Here is a 16,948-nt window from a genome sequence, read left to right as displayed (position 1 = left end):
CCGTTTGAGCAACAGTTTTGCGAAGGGAGACCGATGGCAGTTTCCGATCTTGCCTATCCGGCGCTTGTTTATGTGCACCTGCTGCTGTTCGTGCTGTGGCTCGGTGCGGATGTCGGGGTGTTCGTGCTGGGGCAGCATTTCCGCAGGCGGGAGGACTACACGCTCGACCAGCGGATCGCGCTACTCAAGCTGCTGGTGGAAATCGACATGGTCCCGCGCAGCGCCTGGGCGCTGATGGTGCCGCTGTCGCTGAGCGTGGTCGATCTCGGCAACTGGTGGGACGTGCCCGGCTGGCTGCTGTGGGGTGCCTGGGCGATCGGACTGTTCTGGCTGTGGCTGGTGTGGGATTCGCACTGGCACGACCAGACGCCGCGCGCCGCGCGCAACCGCGCGATCGAAGGCTGGCTGCGCTGGATCATCGGTGGCTTCTATCTCTGGCTGGGCGGCCAGAGCCTGCTCACCGATGCGCCGCTCCAGCCCGACTGGCTGGCGTGGAAGGCGCTGTTGTTCGGCTTCATCTTCGTTGCCGCAATCATGATCGACGTGGCGTTCAAACCGGTCGGCGCGCAGCTCGCGGCAGTGCTCGAACAAGGGTCGAACGACGAGACCGAGATTCCCTTGCGCAAGACGATGGATCGAACCCGAATCTGGGTCTGGGCAGTCTACGTGCTGCTGTTGATCACCGCGTTTCTCGGCAACGTCAAACCGATCTGACCGCTGGAGGGCACCGCGCAAATGGCTCGGATCAAAATCGGGGGACACGCGCAATAATTTGTCTGGACAAATTTTGAGGCTGCGCCAGATTTGGCGGAAGGGACGGATCACGCCGCAACGGGATCGCGGCAACTGGATGGGAGGAAAGACATGAGAAACGTATTTCGCGGCGCATTGCTGGCCACAGCGCTCACGCCATGCGCAGCCTGGGCTCAGGACGAGGTCGCTCCGCAGGAGCGCGCGTCGGCCAATAGCAACCCGAGGGAAATCATCGTCACCGCACGCAAGCGCGAAGAGACGCTGCAATCGGTACCGACAACGGTCGCGGTGGCGACTTCCGAGACGATCGAGCGGCTCAACCTCAACAATCTTCAGGACATCGCGCAGACCACGCCGGGCCTCGTCTTCGACGACAGCTTCGGTCGCGACGGCAACCGCCCGGTGATCCGCGGGCAGGCCAACATCCTCGGCGAATCCGGCGTCGCGTTCTTCATCGACGGTATCTATTACACCGGCAGCCTCGCCGATTACGACGTCGACACGATCGACCGGATCGAGATCGTCAAGGGGCCGCAGAGCGCGCTCTACGGCCGCAACACCTACTCGGGCGCGATCAACATCATCTCGAAGCTTCCCGGCGACACCTGGGAGGGGCGAATTTCGGCCGATATCGCCCAACACGACCGCTACGAACTGACCGCCGGGATCCGCGGACCGATCAGCGACGGGCTGTCGCTCGGAATCAACGGCCGGTTCTACGATTTCGGCGGGGAGTTCACCAATCAGTTCGACGGCAACAAGGTCGGAAAGCAGAGCTCGTGGTCGGCATCGGGGGTGCTGCGCTGGGACGATGGCGGACCCTTCACCGCTACGCTGCGCGGCTATTACAACCGCACCGATGACGGCCAGCCCGCGATCTTCGCGCAAGGGGCGGGGCAGAACAATTGCCTGTTCGACAACGGCGCGCTCTATGCCGGGGGCGGGCGGTATTTCTGCGGCATCATCGCACCGGGTCAGATCAACACCGATTACGCCCGCCAGTTCGCCGACCCGAGCGATGTCGGGATCGAGGCCGACACCTACAACGTGTCGCTGCGGATGGAATACGAACTGTCCGACCAACTGACGCTGGTGTCGCTGACCGGTTACAACGACCGCACCCAGACCATCCTGACCGATGGCGACTATGGCCCCAACAGCTTCCAGACCGCGGTCTTCGCGCGGTTCCCGGCAGGCGCTCCGATCGGGTTCGGCCCGGCCGGTCCGATCTTCCCGTTCGGTTTCGTCGGCACCACGGTCGATTTCAGCTTCGCCAATCGCAACGAGACGCAGGACTGGTCGCAGGAACTGAAGCTGGTTTACGAAAGCGACGCCTTCGATTTTATCCTCGGAGGATATTATTTCGACCAGAGCGACGACAATTTCTCGATCCGCGATGTGCCCGCCGATGCGGCGGCACGCGCAGGCGCGAGTTTCGGCGCGCGGCTGGCAAACGAGATCGCGCGCTGCAATGCCAATCCGAACTGTGGCCGGGTCGCGCCGTTCTTCGGCCCCTCGACCCCGAACGCGCGCGATGAGAACCTGCTCGATATCGAGAACATCGCCGCCTTCGCCGCGATCAACTGGCACATCACGCCCGAGATCAATCTCGGGCTCGAAGGGCGCTATTCGGAAGAGAAGATCAGCCAGGTCGCGTTCGACTTCAACGAGGGGCAGGCGCGCCCCGCTCCGGTCACCGCCTCGCGCACGTTCAAGGAATTCACCCCGCGCGTGACGTTCGACTGGCAGCTTTCGCCCGACAATTTGCTCTATGCGATCTATGCCGAAGGACAGAAGCCGGGCGGTTTCAACGGTCCGCTGGCGATCGCCGCCGGGGTGCCCAGCTTCGACGCGGAAGAAAACGCGTCCTACGAGCTTGGCTTCAAGAACAGCTTTGCCGACGGACGGGTGATCTTCAACCTCGCCGCGTTCTTGACCGACATCGAGGGCTACCAGCTGACCCAGAACGTGTCGGTTCCGCCCAACCAGGTGAGTGTCATCACCAACGCCGGCAACGCCGAGATCATCGGCCTCGAAGCCGAGCTGGTGGGCGAGCTGTCGCGCGGGCTCACGCTGACCGCCAACTACGCGTTTGCCAACAGCGAGTTCACCAGCGGGTTCGACGAGAACCAGGGCGTGCTCAACGATGTTGCCGATGACGGGCTGGTCAATTGTTCGACCGGCGACCAGTTCGCCGATGTTGCCGGCTGTCAGAGCCTGTTCGGATCGATCAAGGGCAAGAGCATTCCGCGCGCGCCGCGCCACCGCATCTTCGCCGACCTCGATTACCGCTCGGCGACCGACATCGGTGGCGGCGACTGGGACTTCTTCGCGGGCGGCAACATCACCTTCACTTCGACGAGCTTCGCGCAGGTCCACAACCTTGCCGAAACCGGCTCGGCGATCGAGGTCGATGCGCGGATGGGGATCGAGAACGACCGTTTTCGCGTCCAGCTTTACGTCAACAACCTGTTCGACGAGGATGCTGTGCAGCAGATCATCCGCTACGCCGATGCCGATCTCGATTTCCGCCGCAGCTTCATCGCGGGTCTGCGGCCGGGCCGGCGGTTCGGCGTGGTGCTTTCGACCGGGTTCTGACGCGCCGCGACTGCGAAACGAAGATCGGGGTGGGGGCGAATGCTCCCGCCCCGTGTTCTCGAAGCGGCTCAAGCGCGGGCGATTACCCGTTGCGCGGCGCGCTCTCCGCTTTCGAGCGCACCTTCCATCCCGCTGCTCGCAATCGCGAGGTGCTCTCCCGCGAAGTGGAGATCGGTGCCTGCCTCCCTGCATGCGGTGGCGAGATGGCGAGCCATACCGGTGCCGATGTGATGGTAGATTCCGCGCGCGCCCGCCATGCGTTGCCAACTGAACAAGCGCTCGACCTTGCATTTTCCCCGGGCTGAGGGGCGCATGGTCTCGATCCGTTTCACGATCGCGTTTCCGGCATCTTCCGGCGCCATGCGGTCGAGCAAGTCGGCTCCGGCGCCGGTGGTCCAGAGCTTGAGTCTGGGCGGCGCGTCTGCACTGCCGTCAGACAGCGCGAACACCCGCCCGATCAGCGGATCGTCGGTCCAGAGCGTGTCCGGATAGCCATCGTGGAGCCAGAACGGTTCGGTGGCAGCCAGATAGGCGAAGCTGGCGCGGGTGTAGGGCAGCTGGGCCATGGCGTGGGCCATGTGCGGCGACATCGCCGAATGCACCGGCACGCTGCGCAGCGCCGAAAACGGTATGGTGCAGATCGCCTGCCGCGCCCGGAGCGCATTGCCGGACGGTGAAAGCAATAGCGACACGCCGCGATCGCGCGCGAAGATTCCCTCCACCCTTGTGCCAAGGCGCATCTCGCCGCCAAGCCTCGCCGCCATAGCTTCGGGCAGCCGCTGCGATCCGCCCGCCACCGTGGATATCGGGCCGGGCTGGCTGCGAAAGATCGCCAGGCTCCGAGCGAGATGCAGCTGCGACATTCCCGCGAGGCTGTTGCCGTTGAAATTCGCCGCGATCAGCCGCCGCGCCTCCTCGCTGGCCCCGGCATTGTGCAATGCCTGCGCGACCGAAATGTCGTGGTCGGACGACGCATCGAGCCAGTCCTGCGGCCCGACGAGATCGGGCAAGGCCCTGGAATAGTGCCGCAGCAAGGCGGCCGGTTCGGTCTGTCTTTCGTTTTCCGGCAAGCGGTTTGCCGGACTTTCGGGCCAGCTTGGCGCGGTGCTGGTCATCCCGCCGATCGCATAGAGATTGCCGTTCGATTCGGCTCCACCCGCGCCCGTGCTCGCACCGTCGGACAGCTCCACGCCCAGTTCGCCGGCGATCGCATGCAGGCGTGCATAGCCTGCACCGATCTGGATTCCGCCAGCTTCCGGTCGTCCGGACATATCGTCCAGCGTGAAGAGCCGACCGCCGACGCGATTTTCGGCTTCGATCACGACCACCTTGAGACCCGCTGCTTCGCACATGCGAGCCGCGTTGAGGCCGGCGAGACCGGCCCCGATAATCGCGACATCGACTTCGGTTCGGCCCCACGCGATCCGCGGGGCAGCGCCGGCAATAATCGCCGCCGAGCTCCCCGCGAGAAAGCCGCGCCGGGTGACCATCGACCGGGGCTAGTGCCCTTCGCCCGGCTTGGCCGCGTCCCCTTCGGCTGCGCGCGCGCGGTCGGTCAGCAGCTTGAACTTGGTCCAGGTTGTCTCGTTCGGGCGGGCATCGTCCTTGGGCGGAGCCTGCTCGTAGATCGGGTAATTGGCCCGGATCTCGGTCTTGAGAACGTCGGGCAATTCCTCGAATCCGCCGGGCAGCTTGCGGCCCATCGCGTTGAACACCATCTGGCCGGGCCGGTCGCCCATCTCCATCCACGGCGCCCAGCCCGAAATGCGCACCCAGCTGATCATCGGGTAGGCGGTCGGGCTGGTCGAATCGAAAAGTTCGTCCTTGAGCGCGGCGAAATCGAAGATCTCCATCGCGTGATAGGTTCCGCCGACATACTGTTGGTATTCGCCCGCCAGCGGGTTGGTATAGAACAGCGGCACTTCGAACGGCATGAACACATAGGGTCCGGCCTCGCGCAGCGTGCCGAGGCTGAACGGTTCTCCGCGCCGCCCGATCGGGAAGTTGGGGCGACCGTTCACCGGATCATTGTGGATCTGCATCACCGACACCGTCTTGCCCGTGTAGGGATTTTCCCATTCGTTCACGACTTCGCCGGTTGCGGGATCGAGCATCAGCATGAGCTCGCGGCTGATCAGCCGCCAGCCGGTGCCGCGCTCGGGATCGGTGACCTCGACGCAGCGTCGGATGTTCATCCCCTCGCCCTTGAACAGCAGCTTGTCGGGCTGTCCGGGACTGCGACCGTAGATATTGCCCGACCAGTGGTATACTGCCGGCTCGTCTGCGGAGACGCCGCATTGCATCCGCTTGGATATCTCCAGCGCGTCTTCGGGATCGGAGGGATCGAGCATTTGCGCGCTGACCGGTTGCGACAGGGCCAGAGCGCTCGCGGCGAGGCTCGCGGCAACCAAAAACGGCTTCGTGGATTTCATCAGTTCCCTCCGACTGTACGCCCGGATCGGAATTTGTCCGGACATTTGCTCATTTCGTCCTTGACTTTAGATTTGTCCGGACAAATTGTGAAGCCTGTAATCGCCCTTTCTGCGGGCCTCATTGGGACTGATCGCTCGACCGTGTTTTCTTCAGCCAGCCTCCTGTTCGTGCCCGGATCGCGGGAAGACCGCTTCGGCAAGGCCAGAGCGGGCGGTGCGGACCTGACCGTGATCGATCTCGAAGACGCGGTTGCGGCCGGCGACAAGATTGCGGCCCGAAACGCTGCGCTCGGCCAGATTGCACGCGATCGCGCCGGCTGGGCGATCCGGATCAACGCGGTGACGACTGCCGCCGGGGTGCGCGATCTTGCGGCGCTGTCCGACAGTGAAGCGCTGCCGGAGGTGCTGCTGGTCCCGATGGTCGAAGCCGCTGCCGAGCTCGACGTGGTCGCCGGCGCGCTGGGCGATCGCTGCCCCGATCTCGTTCCGCTGGTCGAAACGCCGCGCGGATTGCGGCATGCGCTCGACATCGCTTCGCATCACCGGGTTGCAGCGATGATGTTCGGCGGCGGCGATTTTTCGGGCGAACTGGGGGTCGAGCTGGCGTGGGAGCCGCTGCTGGCGGCGCGCCAGCAGCTGATCCTCGCCTGCGCAGAGGCTGGCAAGCCGGCGATCGATGTTCCCTACATCCGGCTCGAGGACGAGGCCGGCCTCGCCGACGAGTGCGCACAAGCGCGCAGCATCGGCTTTGCCGCGAAGGCTGCAATCCATCCGCGCCAGGTACCAGCGATCAAGACGGCTTTCGCACCAAGCGAGGCCGAAGTCCGCGAGGCGCGCGAAGCGCTCGATGCCTACGAGGCGGGCGGCGGGCGCGCGATCCGGTTCAGGGGGCGGATGCTCGAAGCGCCCTTCATCAAGAAATACCGCGCCGTGATCGCGCGGCATGAGGAGCAGGCAAATGCGTGATGGTGTGATCGAAATTTCCCCGGGCCGCTTTCGCGAGGTCCAGGGACGCTACTTCGAGGATTTCGAAGTCGGCCATGTTTACGAGCACCGTCCCGGGCGGACCATCACCGATGCCGACAATGTCTGGTTTACTCTGCTGACGATGAACACCCATCCGGCGCATTTCGATTACGAGCTGTCGAAAGACACCGAATTCGGCAAGCCGCTGGTGGTCAGCCCGTTCACCATCGCCTTGATGACCGGGATGAGCGTTTCCGACACCAGCGGAAAGGCGATCGCCAATCTCGGCTGGGACGAGGTGCGGATGACCAAGCCGCTGTTCGTCGGCGACACGCTCTATTGCGAGAGCGAGGTGCTCGAAAAGCGCGAAAGCAACAGCCGCCCTGAACAGGGCATCGTGACGTTCAAGACCATCGCCAAAAACCAGCATGGCGACGTGGTCGCGCATTACAAGCGAACCGTGCTCGTCTGGAAGCGCGGCTTCGGCAATCTCGACGCTTAATCACCCCGCAAGGAACCTGCCATGGCTACCGCCCCTCATCTCGACAACCAGATCCGCACCATCGACCCGGACGAGGAACGCGCCTTCATGGATGCGATCGACCGCTGGCTCGAACGCGAAGTGATCCCGGTCGTGAAGGAGCACGATCACGGCGATATCTGGCCGGAAAAACTGGTCGAACAGATGGCCGAGATGGGCCTGTTCGGCGCCACGATCGGGCAGGAATATGGCGGGCTGGGTCTACCCGCGACCACCTATGCCAAGATCGTGATGCACATCTCCAGCTACTGGATGGCGATCACCGGCATCTTCAATTCGCACCTCATCATGGCGGCGGCGGTCGAGCGCTTCGGGACGCCGCAGCAAAAAGCCAAATGGCTGCCGAAGTTCGCGACCGGCGAGATCCGTGGCGGGCTGGCGCTGACCGAACCCAACGCGGGAACCGACCTGCAGGCGATCCGCACGGTAGCGAAGCGCGACGGCGACGACTACGTCCTCAACGGCACGAAGACCTGGATCTCGAACGCCTTGAACGGCCAGTGCTTCGCATTGCTGGCCAAAACCGATCCGAACGCCGATCCGCGCTACAAGGGCATGAGCCTGTTCATCGCCGACAAGCGGGAGGGGCTGACGACCGGCAAGAAGTTCGACAAGCTCGGCTACAAGTCGATCGACAGCGCCGAGCTGATCATGGAGGATTACCGCATACCTTCCGACCAGCTGATTGGCGGGGTCGAGGGGCAGGGGTTCTTCCAGGCCACCGGCGGGCTCGAACTCGGGCGCATCAACGTTGCTGCGCGCGGTGTCGGACTTGCCGAAGGCTCGCTCAGGCTGGCGACCGAATATGCCCAGCAGCGCGAGACCATGGGCAAGCCGATCGCGCAGCATCAGGCGATCCAGCTGAAGCTCGGCGAGATGGTCACGCGCGCCCGTGCCGCGCGGTTGCTCACGCTCGACGCGTCGGAAGCCTACGACCGGGGCGAACGCTGCGACAAGGAAGCGGGCATCGCGAAATTCTTCGCCTCCGAAGCGGCGGTCGAAAACAGCCAGGAGGCGATGCGCATCTATGGCGGCTATTCGTATTCCAAGGAGTATGACATCGAGCGCTATTATCGCGACAGCATGCTGATGTGTATCGGAGAGGGGACCAACGAAATGCAGCGGATCATCATCGCCAAGCAGCACATCAAGGAAAACCCGGCCTAGGCCGGGTGCGCGCATGCACCTGCCGCTCAAGGGATTCCGCGTCATAAGCGCCGAGCAATACGGCGCGGGCCCCTATGGCACGATGTTCCTCGCCCAGATGGGTGCGGAGGTGATCAAGATCGAACCGCCGGGCAAGGCGGAGCCCGACGGCAAGCGCCGTGGTGCAGGAGACACGGCGCGCGCCGTCGGGCCGCACTTCCTGCGCGAGGGCGAGAGCACGTATTTCCAGAGCTTCAACCTCAACAAGCGCTCGCTGACGCTCGACCTCAACAGCGACGAGGGGCAAGCAATCCTGCACAAGCTGGTCGCCACCAGCCACGTCGTCGCCAACAACATGCGCGGTGACCTGCCCGCTCGGTTGGGGCTCGATTACGCCGCGCTCGAAGCTGTCAATCCGGCGATCGTGTGCGCGCACCTCTCCGCCTATGGCCGCGACAATGCGCGCACCAAGTGGCCGGGCTACGACTATCTGATGCAGGCCGAAGCGGGCTATTGCCAGGTGACCGGCGAACCCGGCGGCGAGCCGCAGCGCATGGGCCTGTCGATGGTCGATTTCATCACCGGCACGATCTTCTGCATCGGTCTGCTAGGCGCGCTGGTCGATGCGCAGCGCAGCGGCAAGGGGCGCGATGTCGACACCGATCTGCTCTCCGCCGCGCTGCACCAGACCAGCTATCCCGCGCTGTGGTACATGAACCACGGCGACGAGACCCAGCGCACGCCGCGCAGCGCGCATCCGACCGCCACGCCCAGCCAGATGTTCCGCGCGTCCGACGGATGGATGTTCGTGATGTGCCAGCTGCCCAAGTTCTGGGATATCCTGACGACGCGGATGGGGCGCGAAGACCTGAAGGACGATCCGCGCTTCGCCGACAATGCCGGTCGCCTTGCGTATCGCGAGGAGCTGACCCGGCTGCTCGACGAGGAATTCTCCAAGGCCCCGATGGCGCATTGGCAGGAGCTGCTCGCCGGTCACGTGCCGGTCGCGCCGGTCTATACGCTGGCCGATGCGCTCGACAATCCGTGGCTGGACGAGATCGGGATGCGGGACGAGGTCGCGCATCCCGACAATTCGCAGCTGAAGGTGCTCGCCAGCCCGCTCAAGTTCGATGGCCAGCGCCCGCCCAATCGCGCCGCGCCGCTGCTGGGAGCGGACAGCGAAGCGCTGCTCGAAGAGCTCGGTTACGATTCTGGCGACATCGCGCGGCTGCGTGCGGGCGGGGTCGTCTGAGCGCAATGGGCAAGCTGTCGGGCATCAGGGTCGTCGACCTCACGCAATTCCTGCCGGGTCCGATGATGACGGTGATGATGGCCGATCAGGGGGCGGAGGTGATCAAGGTCGAACCCGCCCACGGCGATCCGGCGCGCGAACAGGCCCCATTCGATACCTATGGCGATGCCGAGCATTCGGTGTGGTTTGCGAACCTCAATCGCGGCAAGAGCAGCGTGGTGCTCGACCTGAAGAGCGATGGAGGCAAGGCAGCGCTGCGCGAGCTGATCGCCAGCGCTGACGTCTTCGTCGAAGGGTTCCGGCCCGGCGTGATGGCACGGCTCGGCTTCGACTATGCGGCGGTGAAGGCGATCAGGCCCGATATCGTCTATTGCTCGATTTCCGCTTTCGGTCAGGAGGGTGCGCTGGCGCACCATCCCGCGCACGACATGGCGGTGCAGGCGCTGGCCGGGTTCCTCGCGGTCAATGACGGGCCGGATGGTGCGCCCGTGGTTCCCGGCGCGCCGAGCGCGGACCTCGCCGCGGGCCTGACTGCGCTGTCGGCAGTGCTGATGGCGCTGGTTGGACGCGAGCGGACCGGCGAAGGTGCCTATATCGACTGCGCGATGTTCGACAGCCTGCTGCCGTGGTGCGCGCACACGGCTGGCAGCGCGATAGCCGGCGGAGAAAGCCCGGTTTCCGCGCGGCAGCGCTCGCTCGGCGGGGCCGGGTTTTACCAGGTCTATCGAACCAGTGACGGCAAGCACGTCGTGCTGGGCGGGCGAGAAATTAAGTTCGCGCGCAACCTGCTAACCGCGATGGGGCGAGAGGATCTCATCCCCCACGCCGAGCGCGAAGCGGGCGAACAGGGCGAGCTCATCGCCTTCCTGCAAGCGACCTTCGCGACGAAGACCCGCGACGAGTGGGTGCAATGGTTCGCCGACAAGGACGTCGCCTTCTCGCCGGTGCTCGATTTCCGCGAAGCGCTGAACGAGCCGCATGTCGCCGAGCGTGGCTTGTGGGTCGAAAGCGCAGGCGGCGGGCGGCACATCGCGCCCGCGATCCGCTTTGCCGGGGAGGAATGGCATCCCGGCGCGGTGCCGGAGCTGGGCGAGCGCGACGGATGAGCGGGTGCCTACCCCTCGACGTCGATATGCATCGCGTAGGCGAAACGATCGCCGGGGTGATGGCTCACCGAAATCTCGAAAATGCGCCCGTCGGGATCGAAGTAGCAGCGCAGGATGCGCAGCACCGGGCTGCCTTCCTCGACTTCGAGCGCATCGGCGGTCGGCGCGTCGGCAGCGATCGCCTGAATGTCCTGCGTGACCTTGCCGATCCGAACGCCCGCGAGCGTTTCGATCTGGCTGAACAGGGTGCCCGCATCGAGATCGAGCTGGTCGACCGCATCGCCGAGCAATTCGTGAAAATAGGCGTCTGTCACCGCGATCGGCAGGGCATCGTCGGCGTGGCGGCGCACCCCGCGAAAACACCTCCATTCGCCGTCGGTGGGATCGCCGATCTGTTCCGCCACCTGCTCGGGCAGCGCCCCGCATTCACTCGCGGCGTAGCTCACCTCGCTGTCGCGCGCATATTGCAGCAGCTCGCCGACATTGGACAGCGGCTGGTGCAACGCTCCGCCGCGCGCGGCCGCCGGCTGCACGGTGGTGCCCGATCCGCGCTTGCGCTGGATCAGGCCCTCGGCTTCGAGCCGCCGCAGCGCCTCGCGCACGGTGAAGCGGCTGACGTCGAAGCGCTTGCACAGGACGGTTTCGGTCGGAAACTGCTTGCCGCCGGCGAAATCGCCCGCAAGGATCGCCTCGCGCAATTCGCCCGCCAGCTGCAGGTAACGCGGTGTGCGCGCAGGCTTCTTGCTGTTGTGCGGCTTGCTCGCCAATACCTGCTCCATCGTCCCACGGGCAAACACGGAGCGATGGTGTGAGCGACCCGCTGCTTGCCAAGTTTGTCCAGACATTAGCGCGCCCGGTCGGGAAAAGCGAGCGTGCGCGGGCACGTCTCCACCTGCTCGACTGGCTCGCCTGCGTAGCGGGCGGGCGGCGCAGCGAGGCGGGCGAGCTGGGCGGGGCGATCTCGCTGAAGGGCTGGGAGCGCGCCACCTATCTCGGCAACGTGCTCGAGATGGACGACGTCCACCGCACCGCGCTGCTCCATCCGGGCCCGGTGGTGTGGCCTGCCGCGATGAGCCTGCCGAGCGCCGGCATGGACGCGCGGCTCGATGCGGCTGTGCGCGGTTACGAGGCGATGATTGCTATCGGGGCGGCGTTCGATGCGCATCATTACGCGCACTGGCACCCGACCGCGACCATGGGCGTGCTCGGAGCCTGCACGGCATTCGGCTCGCTGCTCGGCTTCGCGCCGGTCGAATACGCCAACGCGCTGGGCAACGCGGGATCGGTCGCGGGCGGGCTGTGGCACATGCGGCACGATGCGAATGTGCTGACCAAGCAATGGCATATCTACCACGCGGTGCGCACCGGGCGCGATGCGGCGCTGCACGTGCATTACGGCGCGACCGGGCCGCAGGCGGTTCTCGAAGGGCCGCAGGGATTGTTCGCCGCCATGACCGAACAACCCGGCGATCTGGCGTCGAACGGTGAGCGCTGGCTGATCGACACGGTGAGCTTCAAGCCGTTCGCCGCCTGCCGCCATGCGCATCCGGCCATCGACGCGGCGCTGGAATTGCGCGCGGCGGGCAAGCTGGAGCCGCCCTTTACGGTCGAGACCTTCCGCGACGCGCTGACCTTCTGCGACCGGCCCGAACCGGCGACCGAGCTCGAGGCCAAGTTCTCGCTCCAGCACGCGGTCGCGGTGGTGGCCGATGGACGCAAGGCCGAGCCGGAGGACTTCACCGAGGAGGCCATCGCGGCGCTGGCGCCTCTTCGAAAGCAGGTTTCGGTAAGCGAGGACCCGGCGATCACCGCACGCTATCCGGCGCATTTCGGCGCACGGGTCAACGGGTTCGAACTGCTCGATACGCGCGGTGATCCGGAGCGCCCGATCGGCGAGAAAGAACTGATCGCCAAGATGCACAGCCTCGCGCGCTGGGGCGGCCTGCCCGAAGGCGAGGCGAGCAAGGCGGTGTCGCTGGCGCTGCACGAGCACGATCCCGAAGCAATCGACGCGATGCTCGAGGAGTGGATCCGGTGAGCGCGACTGCGGACCTGCTGGAATTCGCGGCGGCGGATCACGCCTTGTCCGAAGCCGTGCGCGCCGATGCGGTGCGCTTGCTCAGCGACACGCTGGCGGTCGGCGCGGCAGGGGCGACGGCTCCGGGCGCGGATGCGATACTGGCGGCGGCGCGTGCGATGGGGTCCGGCGAGGAGTCGCGGGTGGTCGGCAGCGACGAACGCCTGCCCGCGCCCGGCGCGGCATTCGTCAACGGATATCGCATCCACAGCCTCGAATGGGACGCGGTGCATGAGCCTGCGGTGGTTCATGCGCTCAGCACGGTGGTCGCAGCGCTCGGTGCGGCGATCGACCGCAAGGGCGGCTGCGACCCTGAGGAAGCGTTGATCGCTCTGGCGGTCGGCGTCGATGTCGCTGCGGGTCTGGGCCTTGCCGCCGACAGCGCGCTCACCTTTTTCCGTCCCGCGACCGCAGGAGTGATCGGCGCGGCGCTGGCGGTGGCGCGGATCGATGGTGCGCCGATGGATGAGGCGCTCGGCATCGCTTACTCGTCCGCCGCCGGGACGATGCAGGCGCATGTCGAGGGGCTGGCGACGCTGCCGTTCCAGATCGCCAATGCCGCGCGCGCGGCGGTGACCGCCAGCGACCTTGCGAAGGCGGGGTTCCCAGGCCCGAAAGACCCGCTGGAGGGCGAGTTCGGCTATTTCAAGCTGTTCGATAGCGGCGACTTGTCGCGCTACACCAGGGATCTCGGCAACATCTGGCGGATCAGCGAGGTGAGCGTAAAGCCGTTCCCCTCCGGCCGGGCGAGCCATGCCCTGGTCGCTGCAATCCAGGATCTGTCTCTCAGACCGCCCGACGTCAAATCACTCTCGATGAAGGTGCCGCCGCTGGTCCACCGCCTCATCGGGCGCCCCTTCAAGGTCGAGATGACCCCGGCCTATGCCCGGCTGTGCGGGCAGTTCCTCGGCGCTTTGACGATCCGCGACGGGTTGATCGACCCGCGCCGCTTCACACCCGAAACCTTTGCCGATCGCGAACTCGCCGAACTCGCGGGACGTATCTCCATCCGTCTCGACGACAATGCAGATCCCAACGCGCTGAGCCCTCAGGAAATGGTGGTCGAACTGCGCGATGGGCACATCGTCGTCGAGGTTCCGCACACGCTGGGCAGTCCGCAAAGCCCGCTTTCCGACACGCAGGCCGAGGCAAAGCGTACGCTCGCCCGCGAACTCGCCCCTGATGATGCCGACCCGCGCATATTCGACGACCCTCTCGCCTATTTCACGGACCCGCAATGACCTACCCGACCTATTTCGAAGCGCTCGATCACAAGCAGTTGCTCGACGATTACCCGATCGGCGATGCCTTCACCGCGCGCTATGCATCGATGTCACGCGACGAGCTATTCGCGATTCAGGATAAGCAATTTCGGCGCTTGATGGAGCGCGGCTGGCAGGTGCCGTTCTATCGGCGCCTATGGGGGGCACAGGGGATCGAGCCAGGCGATATTCGCGGCCTTGCGGACATCACCAGACTGCCGGTCTACGACAAGAGCGACCTGATGGCATCGATCGCCGAGCATCCGCCCTATGGCGATTTTCACGGCATGGGTGCGCCTGAAACCCGCCCGCCGACAATATTTCACACCACCAGCGGTACGACTGGCAAGCCGCAGACGCTGATGTTCGGGCCGAAGGGGCGCGAGGTCGGCAATTTGCTGGTCGGGCGGATGTATCGCTGGATGGGGCTCGAGCCGACCGATGTTGTCCATTCGGTCTATGGCCACGGCATGATCAATGGCGGGCACTATATCCGCGAAGCGGTGACGCACTTCACCAACAGCGTGTTCCTGAGCGCTGGAACGGGGATCGAGACCCGCAGCGTCAACCAGGTGCGGCTGATGGCCGATTTCGGCGTGACCTGCATCGTCGGCTTTGTGGATTACGTCCGCAAGCTCGCCGAAACCGCCGAGGCCGAAGGGCTGTTCGACAGGATCGATATCCGCATGATCATCGGCCATCTCGGGACCGAGGACCGCGCCAGCACCGAGGCCGCGTGGCACGGCGCGAAGGCATACGACTGGTACGGCGTCGGCGACACCGGCTCGATCGCGGGCGAGGGGCCGGAGCGCGACGGCATGTACGTCTGGGAAGATGCGCAATATCTCGAACTGCTCGATATCGACAGCGGCGCTCCGGTGGCGAAGGGCGAGACCGGGGACATGGTGGTCACCTGCCTCTACAAGGACGACATCGCGCCCTGCATCCGGTTCAACACCCACGATATCACGCATGAACTGGATGGGCGCGGGGAGATCGCGTTCAAGCGGATCGCGGGCTTCAAGGGGCGCAGCGACAACATGGTCAAGCTGCGCGGGATCAACGTCTTCCCGCACGCGATCGGCGCGATCATCGAGAACCGCAGCGACCTCACCGGCGAGTATGTCTGCCACCTGCGGCGCGACGCGCAGCAGAAGGACCACATGACGGTCACGCTCGAAAGCCGCGGCGGGACCGATGCGGCGGCGCTGGCGGAGACGCTCAAGCAGGGGCTCGGCGTCGAGGTAGACGTGGTGCTGTGCGAGCCCGGCGGCACGGCCAAGGCGACCGAAATCGACACGCGGCAAAAGCCGCTGCGCCTGATCGACGAACGGGGTGTGTGACCATAGCCATGCTCGATCCCTACAACGCCTTTCTCTACCGCGACGAGCACGCAACCGGCGGCGAGGGACCGCTCGCGGGAATGGCGATCGGCGTAAAGGCCAATATTGCGGTGGAGGGGATGCCGTTCCACGCCGGGCTGGTCGCATGGAAGGATCGGCAGGCCGAGCGCGACGCCGAAGTGGTGCGGCGGCTGCGCGAGGCGGGCGCGGCGATTGTCGGCATCACCAACATGGAAGAGGGTGCGCTCGGCGCGAAGACCGATAATCCGCATTTCGGCCCGACCCATAATCCGCATCGGCACGGATACTCGCCCGGCGGCTCCTCCGGAGGCAGCGGCGCGGCGGTCGCGGCGGGCCTGTGCGACGCGGCGCTGGGCACCGACACGATGGGCTCGGTGCGGATCCCGGCGGCGCATTGCGGGGTCTACGGCTTCAAGCCTGCGACCGACCGGGTGAGCCAGGATGGTTTGATCCCCGCCGATCCCACGCTCGATGCGATCGGTCCGCTGGCGCTCGATCTTGATACGCTGGAGCGGGTTGGAAGGGCGATCTCGGATTTCGGCGATGGGGATTTGTCGGGAGCCGGTGCAACACTGGTGGAACACGGCGTGGATATCGATCCGGAGGTCGCGGCGGTCTTCGAAAGCGCGCTGTCGGCGCTGCCTCATCGCCCTTCCGAACAGCGGTTGAGCGAGAGCAACTCGCGAATCCGGTTTGCCGGTTTCATCCGCGTTTCGCACACGATGGCTGCCGACCTGGCCGGTGTCGAAGGGCTATCCCCGCACCTGCAAGACCTGCTGACCTACGGCCCGAACCGGGGCGAGCGGAAACTGGCGGTGGACATGGATGTTCTCAACCAGGCGCAGCTTGAGGTCCAGCACATCGTTCGCAAGCACGGCTTCCTGATCCTGCCGACCGTGCCCAACCCGCCTTTCCCGCATGCCGAACCCGAACCGGCGGCGCAGGCGGACTTCACCTGTCTCGCCAACATCGCGGGGCTGCCCGCGATCAGTATTCCGGCCGGTTGGACCACGGACGGCCTGCCCATCGGTGTGCAGATGGTTGGTGCGGCCGGCTCGGAAGCGGGGCTGTTTGCGCTCGCCCGCCAACTTGACGACAATCTCGGCGCCTATCGTGCGCCCGCAGCCATGGGAGAAACGACATGCGAATAATCGTTCCGTTCAACCTCAAGCCCGGTACCGACATCGCCGAATACGAAGCGTGGGCGAAGGACAAGGACATCCCGACCGCCAGCGCGCTGCCTTCGGTCACAAGCTTTACCGTGCACAAGGCGACCGGCCTGTTCGGCGACCCGGATGCGACACCGCCCTACGCCTATTTCGAGGTGCTCGACATAACCGACATGGATGCCTTCATCGCCGATGTGTCGGACCCCGAGTTCCAGGCCAAGGCCGCGCCGTTCCAGGACTATGCCGACGGCCCGCAATTCATCCTGACCGAGGATTTGTGAG

15 protein-coding genes are annotated in these 16,948 nt (G+C 65.3%); 12 read left to right on the top strand and 3 right to left on the bottom strand.

Annotation, left to right across the window (positions count from 1 at the left end; genetic code table 11):
- Positions 1–33: 33 nt before the first annotated feature.
- Positions 34–714, top strand: coding sequence for a hypothetical protein (locus KDC96_RS11260; protein ID WP_212448524.1), 681 nt, complete (start codon positions 34–36; stop codon positions 712–714).
- A 150-nt stretch (positions 715–864) separates the two neighbouring features.
- The gene (locus KDC96_RS11255) at positions 865–3,351 is read left to right on the top strand and encodes a TonB-dependent receptor (RefSeq protein WP_212448523.1); all 2,487 of its coding nucleotides are present in this window, start codon (positions 865–867) and stop codon (positions 3,349–3,351) included.
- A gap of 68 nt (positions 3,352–3,419) precedes the next feature.
- On the opposite strand, the gene KDC96_RS11250 is transcribed toward KDC96_RS11255, so the two are convergent.
- Together KDC96_RS11250 and KDC96_RS11245 are read right to left on the bottom strand one after the other, a co-directional pair.
- Positions 3,420–4,841, bottom strand: coding sequence for an NAD(P)/FAD-dependent oxidoreductase (locus KDC96_RS11250; RefSeq protein ID WP_212448522.1), 1,422 nt, complete (start codon positions 4,839–4,841; stop codon positions 3,420–3,422).
- A gap of 9 nt (positions 4,842–4,850) precedes the next feature.
- Positions 4,851–5,783, bottom strand: coding sequence for a DUF1838 family protein (locus KDC96_RS11245; protein WP_212448521.1), 933 nt, complete (start codon positions 5,781–5,783; stop codon positions 4,851–4,853).
- A 141-nt stretch (positions 5,784–5,924) separates the two neighbouring features.
- Here KDC96_RS11245 and KDC96_RS11240 point away from each other — a divergent pair, with 141 nt between their 5' ends.
- Genes KDC96_RS11240 through KDC96_RS11220 form a run of 5 tightly spaced genes read left to right on the top strand, consistent with a single transcriptional unit; the run spans position 5,925 to position 10,794 of the window.
- Positions 5,925–6,749: a CoA ester lyase gene (locus KDC96_RS11240; protein WP_212448520.1), complete on the top strand. Its 825-nt coding sequence runs from the start codon at positions 5,925–5,927 to the stop codon at positions 6,747–6,749.
- The gene (locus tag KDC96_RS11235) at positions 6,742–7,251 is read left to right on the top strand and encodes a MaoC family dehydratase (RefSeq protein WP_212448519.1); all 510 of its coding nucleotides are present in this window, start codon (positions 6,742–6,744) and stop codon (positions 7,249–7,251) included. Before KDC96_RS11240 ends, KDC96_RS11235 begins: the two co-directional genes overlap by 8 nt.
- A gap of 21 nt (positions 7,252–7,272) precedes the next feature.
- On the top strand, positions 7,273–8,457 hold the full coding sequence (locus KDC96_RS11230; protein WP_212448518.1) for an acyl-CoA dehydrogenase family protein: 1,185 nt from the start codon (positions 7,273–7,275) through the stop codon (positions 8,455–8,457).
- A 13-nt stretch (positions 8,458–8,470) separates the two neighbouring features.
- A complete protein-coding gene (locus KDC96_RS11225) occupies positions 8,471–9,688 on the top strand; it encodes a CaiB/BaiF CoA-transferase family protein (RefSeq protein WP_212448517.1) in 1,218 nt (405 codons plus the stop codon).
- 5 nt (positions 9,689–9,693) lie between these two features.
- Positions 9,694–10,794, top strand: a complete 1,101-nt coding sequence (locus tag KDC96_RS11220; RefSeq protein WP_212448516.1) for a CaiB/BaiF CoA-transferase family protein — start codon at positions 9,694–9,696, stop codon at positions 10,792–10,794.
- An 8-nt stretch (positions 10,795–10,802) separates the two neighbouring features.
- Here KDC96_RS11220 and KDC96_RS11215 read toward each other — a convergent pair whose 3' ends face one another.
- The gene (locus tag KDC96_RS11215; protein ID WP_249171767.1) at positions 10,803–11,561 is read right to left on the bottom strand and encodes a GntR family transcriptional regulator; all 759 of its coding nucleotides are present in this window, start codon (positions 11,559–11,561) and stop codon (positions 10,803–10,805) included.
- A gap of 41 nt (positions 11,562–11,602) precedes the next feature.
- On the opposite strand from KDC96_RS11215, the gene KDC96_RS11210 reads away from it, so the two are divergent.
- The 5 genes from KDC96_RS11210 to KDC96_RS11190 are packed head-to-tail and all read left to right on the top strand — an operon-like array spanning position 11,603 to position 16,947.
- On the top strand, positions 11,603–12,832 hold the full coding sequence (locus KDC96_RS11210; RefSeq protein ID WP_212448515.1) for an MmgE/PrpD family protein: 1,230 nt from the start codon (positions 11,603–11,605) through the stop codon (positions 12,830–12,832).
- Positions 12,829–14,112 (top strand): MmgE/PrpD family protein, encoded by a 1,284-nt coding sequence (locus KDC96_RS11205; RefSeq protein ID WP_212448514.1) that lies wholly within the window; start codon positions 12,829–12,831, stop codon positions 14,110–14,112. Before KDC96_RS11210 ends, KDC96_RS11205 begins: the two co-directional genes overlap by 4 nt.
- Positions 14,109–15,476, top strand: a complete 1,368-nt coding sequence (locus tag KDC96_RS11200; protein WP_212448513.1) for a phenylacetate--CoA ligase family protein — start codon at positions 14,109–14,111, stop codon at positions 15,474–15,476. The genes KDC96_RS11205 and KDC96_RS11200 overlap by 4 nt, the downstream gene beginning before the upstream one ends.
- Positions 15,473–16,648 carry an amidase gene (locus KDC96_RS11195; protein ID WP_212448512.1) on the top strand — a complete coding sequence of 392 codons (1,176 nt, stop codon included), beginning with the start codon at positions 15,473–15,475 and terminating at the stop codon, positions 16,646–16,648. Before KDC96_RS11200 ends, KDC96_RS11195 begins: the two co-directional genes overlap by 4 nt.
- Positions 16,639–16,947, top strand: coding sequence for an REDY-like protein HapK (locus KDC96_RS11190; RefSeq protein WP_212448511.1), 309 nt, complete (start codon positions 16,639–16,641; stop codon positions 16,945–16,947). Before KDC96_RS11195 ends, KDC96_RS11190 begins: the two co-directional genes overlap by 10 nt.
- Position 16,948 lies beyond the last annotated feature (1 nt).

Source organism: Erythrobacter sp. JK5 (assembly GCF_018205975.1).
In the GTDB taxonomy this organism is placed as follows: domain Bacteria; phylum Pseudomonadota; class Alphaproteobacteria; order Sphingomonadales; family Sphingomonadaceae; genus Erythrobacter.
This window is presented reverse-complemented; position numbering and strand designations above follow the sequence as displayed.

What these genes read in the sequence shown, in the direction of transcription:
- KDC96_RS11260 (WP_212448524.1), top strand. Translation starts at nt 34, where the DNA reads ATGGCAGTTTCCGATCTTGCCTATCCGGCGCTTGTTTATGTGCACCTG.
- KDC96_RS11255 (WP_212448523.1), top strand. Translation starts at nt 865, where the DNA reads ATGAGAAACGTATTTCGCGGCGCATTGCTGGCCACAGCGCTCACGCCA.
- KDC96_RS11250 (WP_212448522.1), bottom strand. Translation starts at nt 4,841, where the DNA reads ATGGTCACCCGGCGCGGCTTTCTCGCGGGGAGCTCGGCGGCGATTATT.
- KDC96_RS11245 (WP_212448521.1), bottom strand. Translation starts at nt 5,783, where the DNA reads ATGAAATCCACGAAGCCGTTTTTGGTTGCCGCGAGCCTCGCCGCGAGC.
- KDC96_RS11235 (WP_212448519.1), top strand. Translation starts at nt 6,742, where the DNA reads ATGCGTGATGGTGTGATCGAAATTTCCCCGGGCCGCTTTCGCGAGGTC.
- KDC96_RS11230 (WP_212448518.1), top strand. Translation starts at nt 7,273, where the DNA reads ATGGCTACCGCCCCTCATCTCGACAACCAGATCCGCACCATCGACCCG.
- KDC96_RS11225 (WP_212448517.1), top strand. Translation starts at nt 8,471, where the DNA reads ATGCACCTGCCGCTCAAGGGATTCCGCGTCATAAGCGCCGAGCAATAC.
- KDC96_RS11220 (WP_212448516.1), top strand. Translation starts at nt 9,694, where the DNA reads ATGGGCAAGCTGTCGGGCATCAGGGTCGTCGACCTCACGCAATTCCTG.
- KDC96_RS11200 (WP_212448513.1), top strand. Translation starts at nt 14,109, where the DNA reads ATGACCTACCCGACCTATTTCGAAGCGCTCGATCACAAGCAGTTGCTC.
- KDC96_RS11190 (WP_212448511.1), top strand. Translation starts at nt 16,639, where the DNA reads ATGCGAATAATCGTTCCGTTCAACCTCAAGCCCGGTACCGACATCGCC.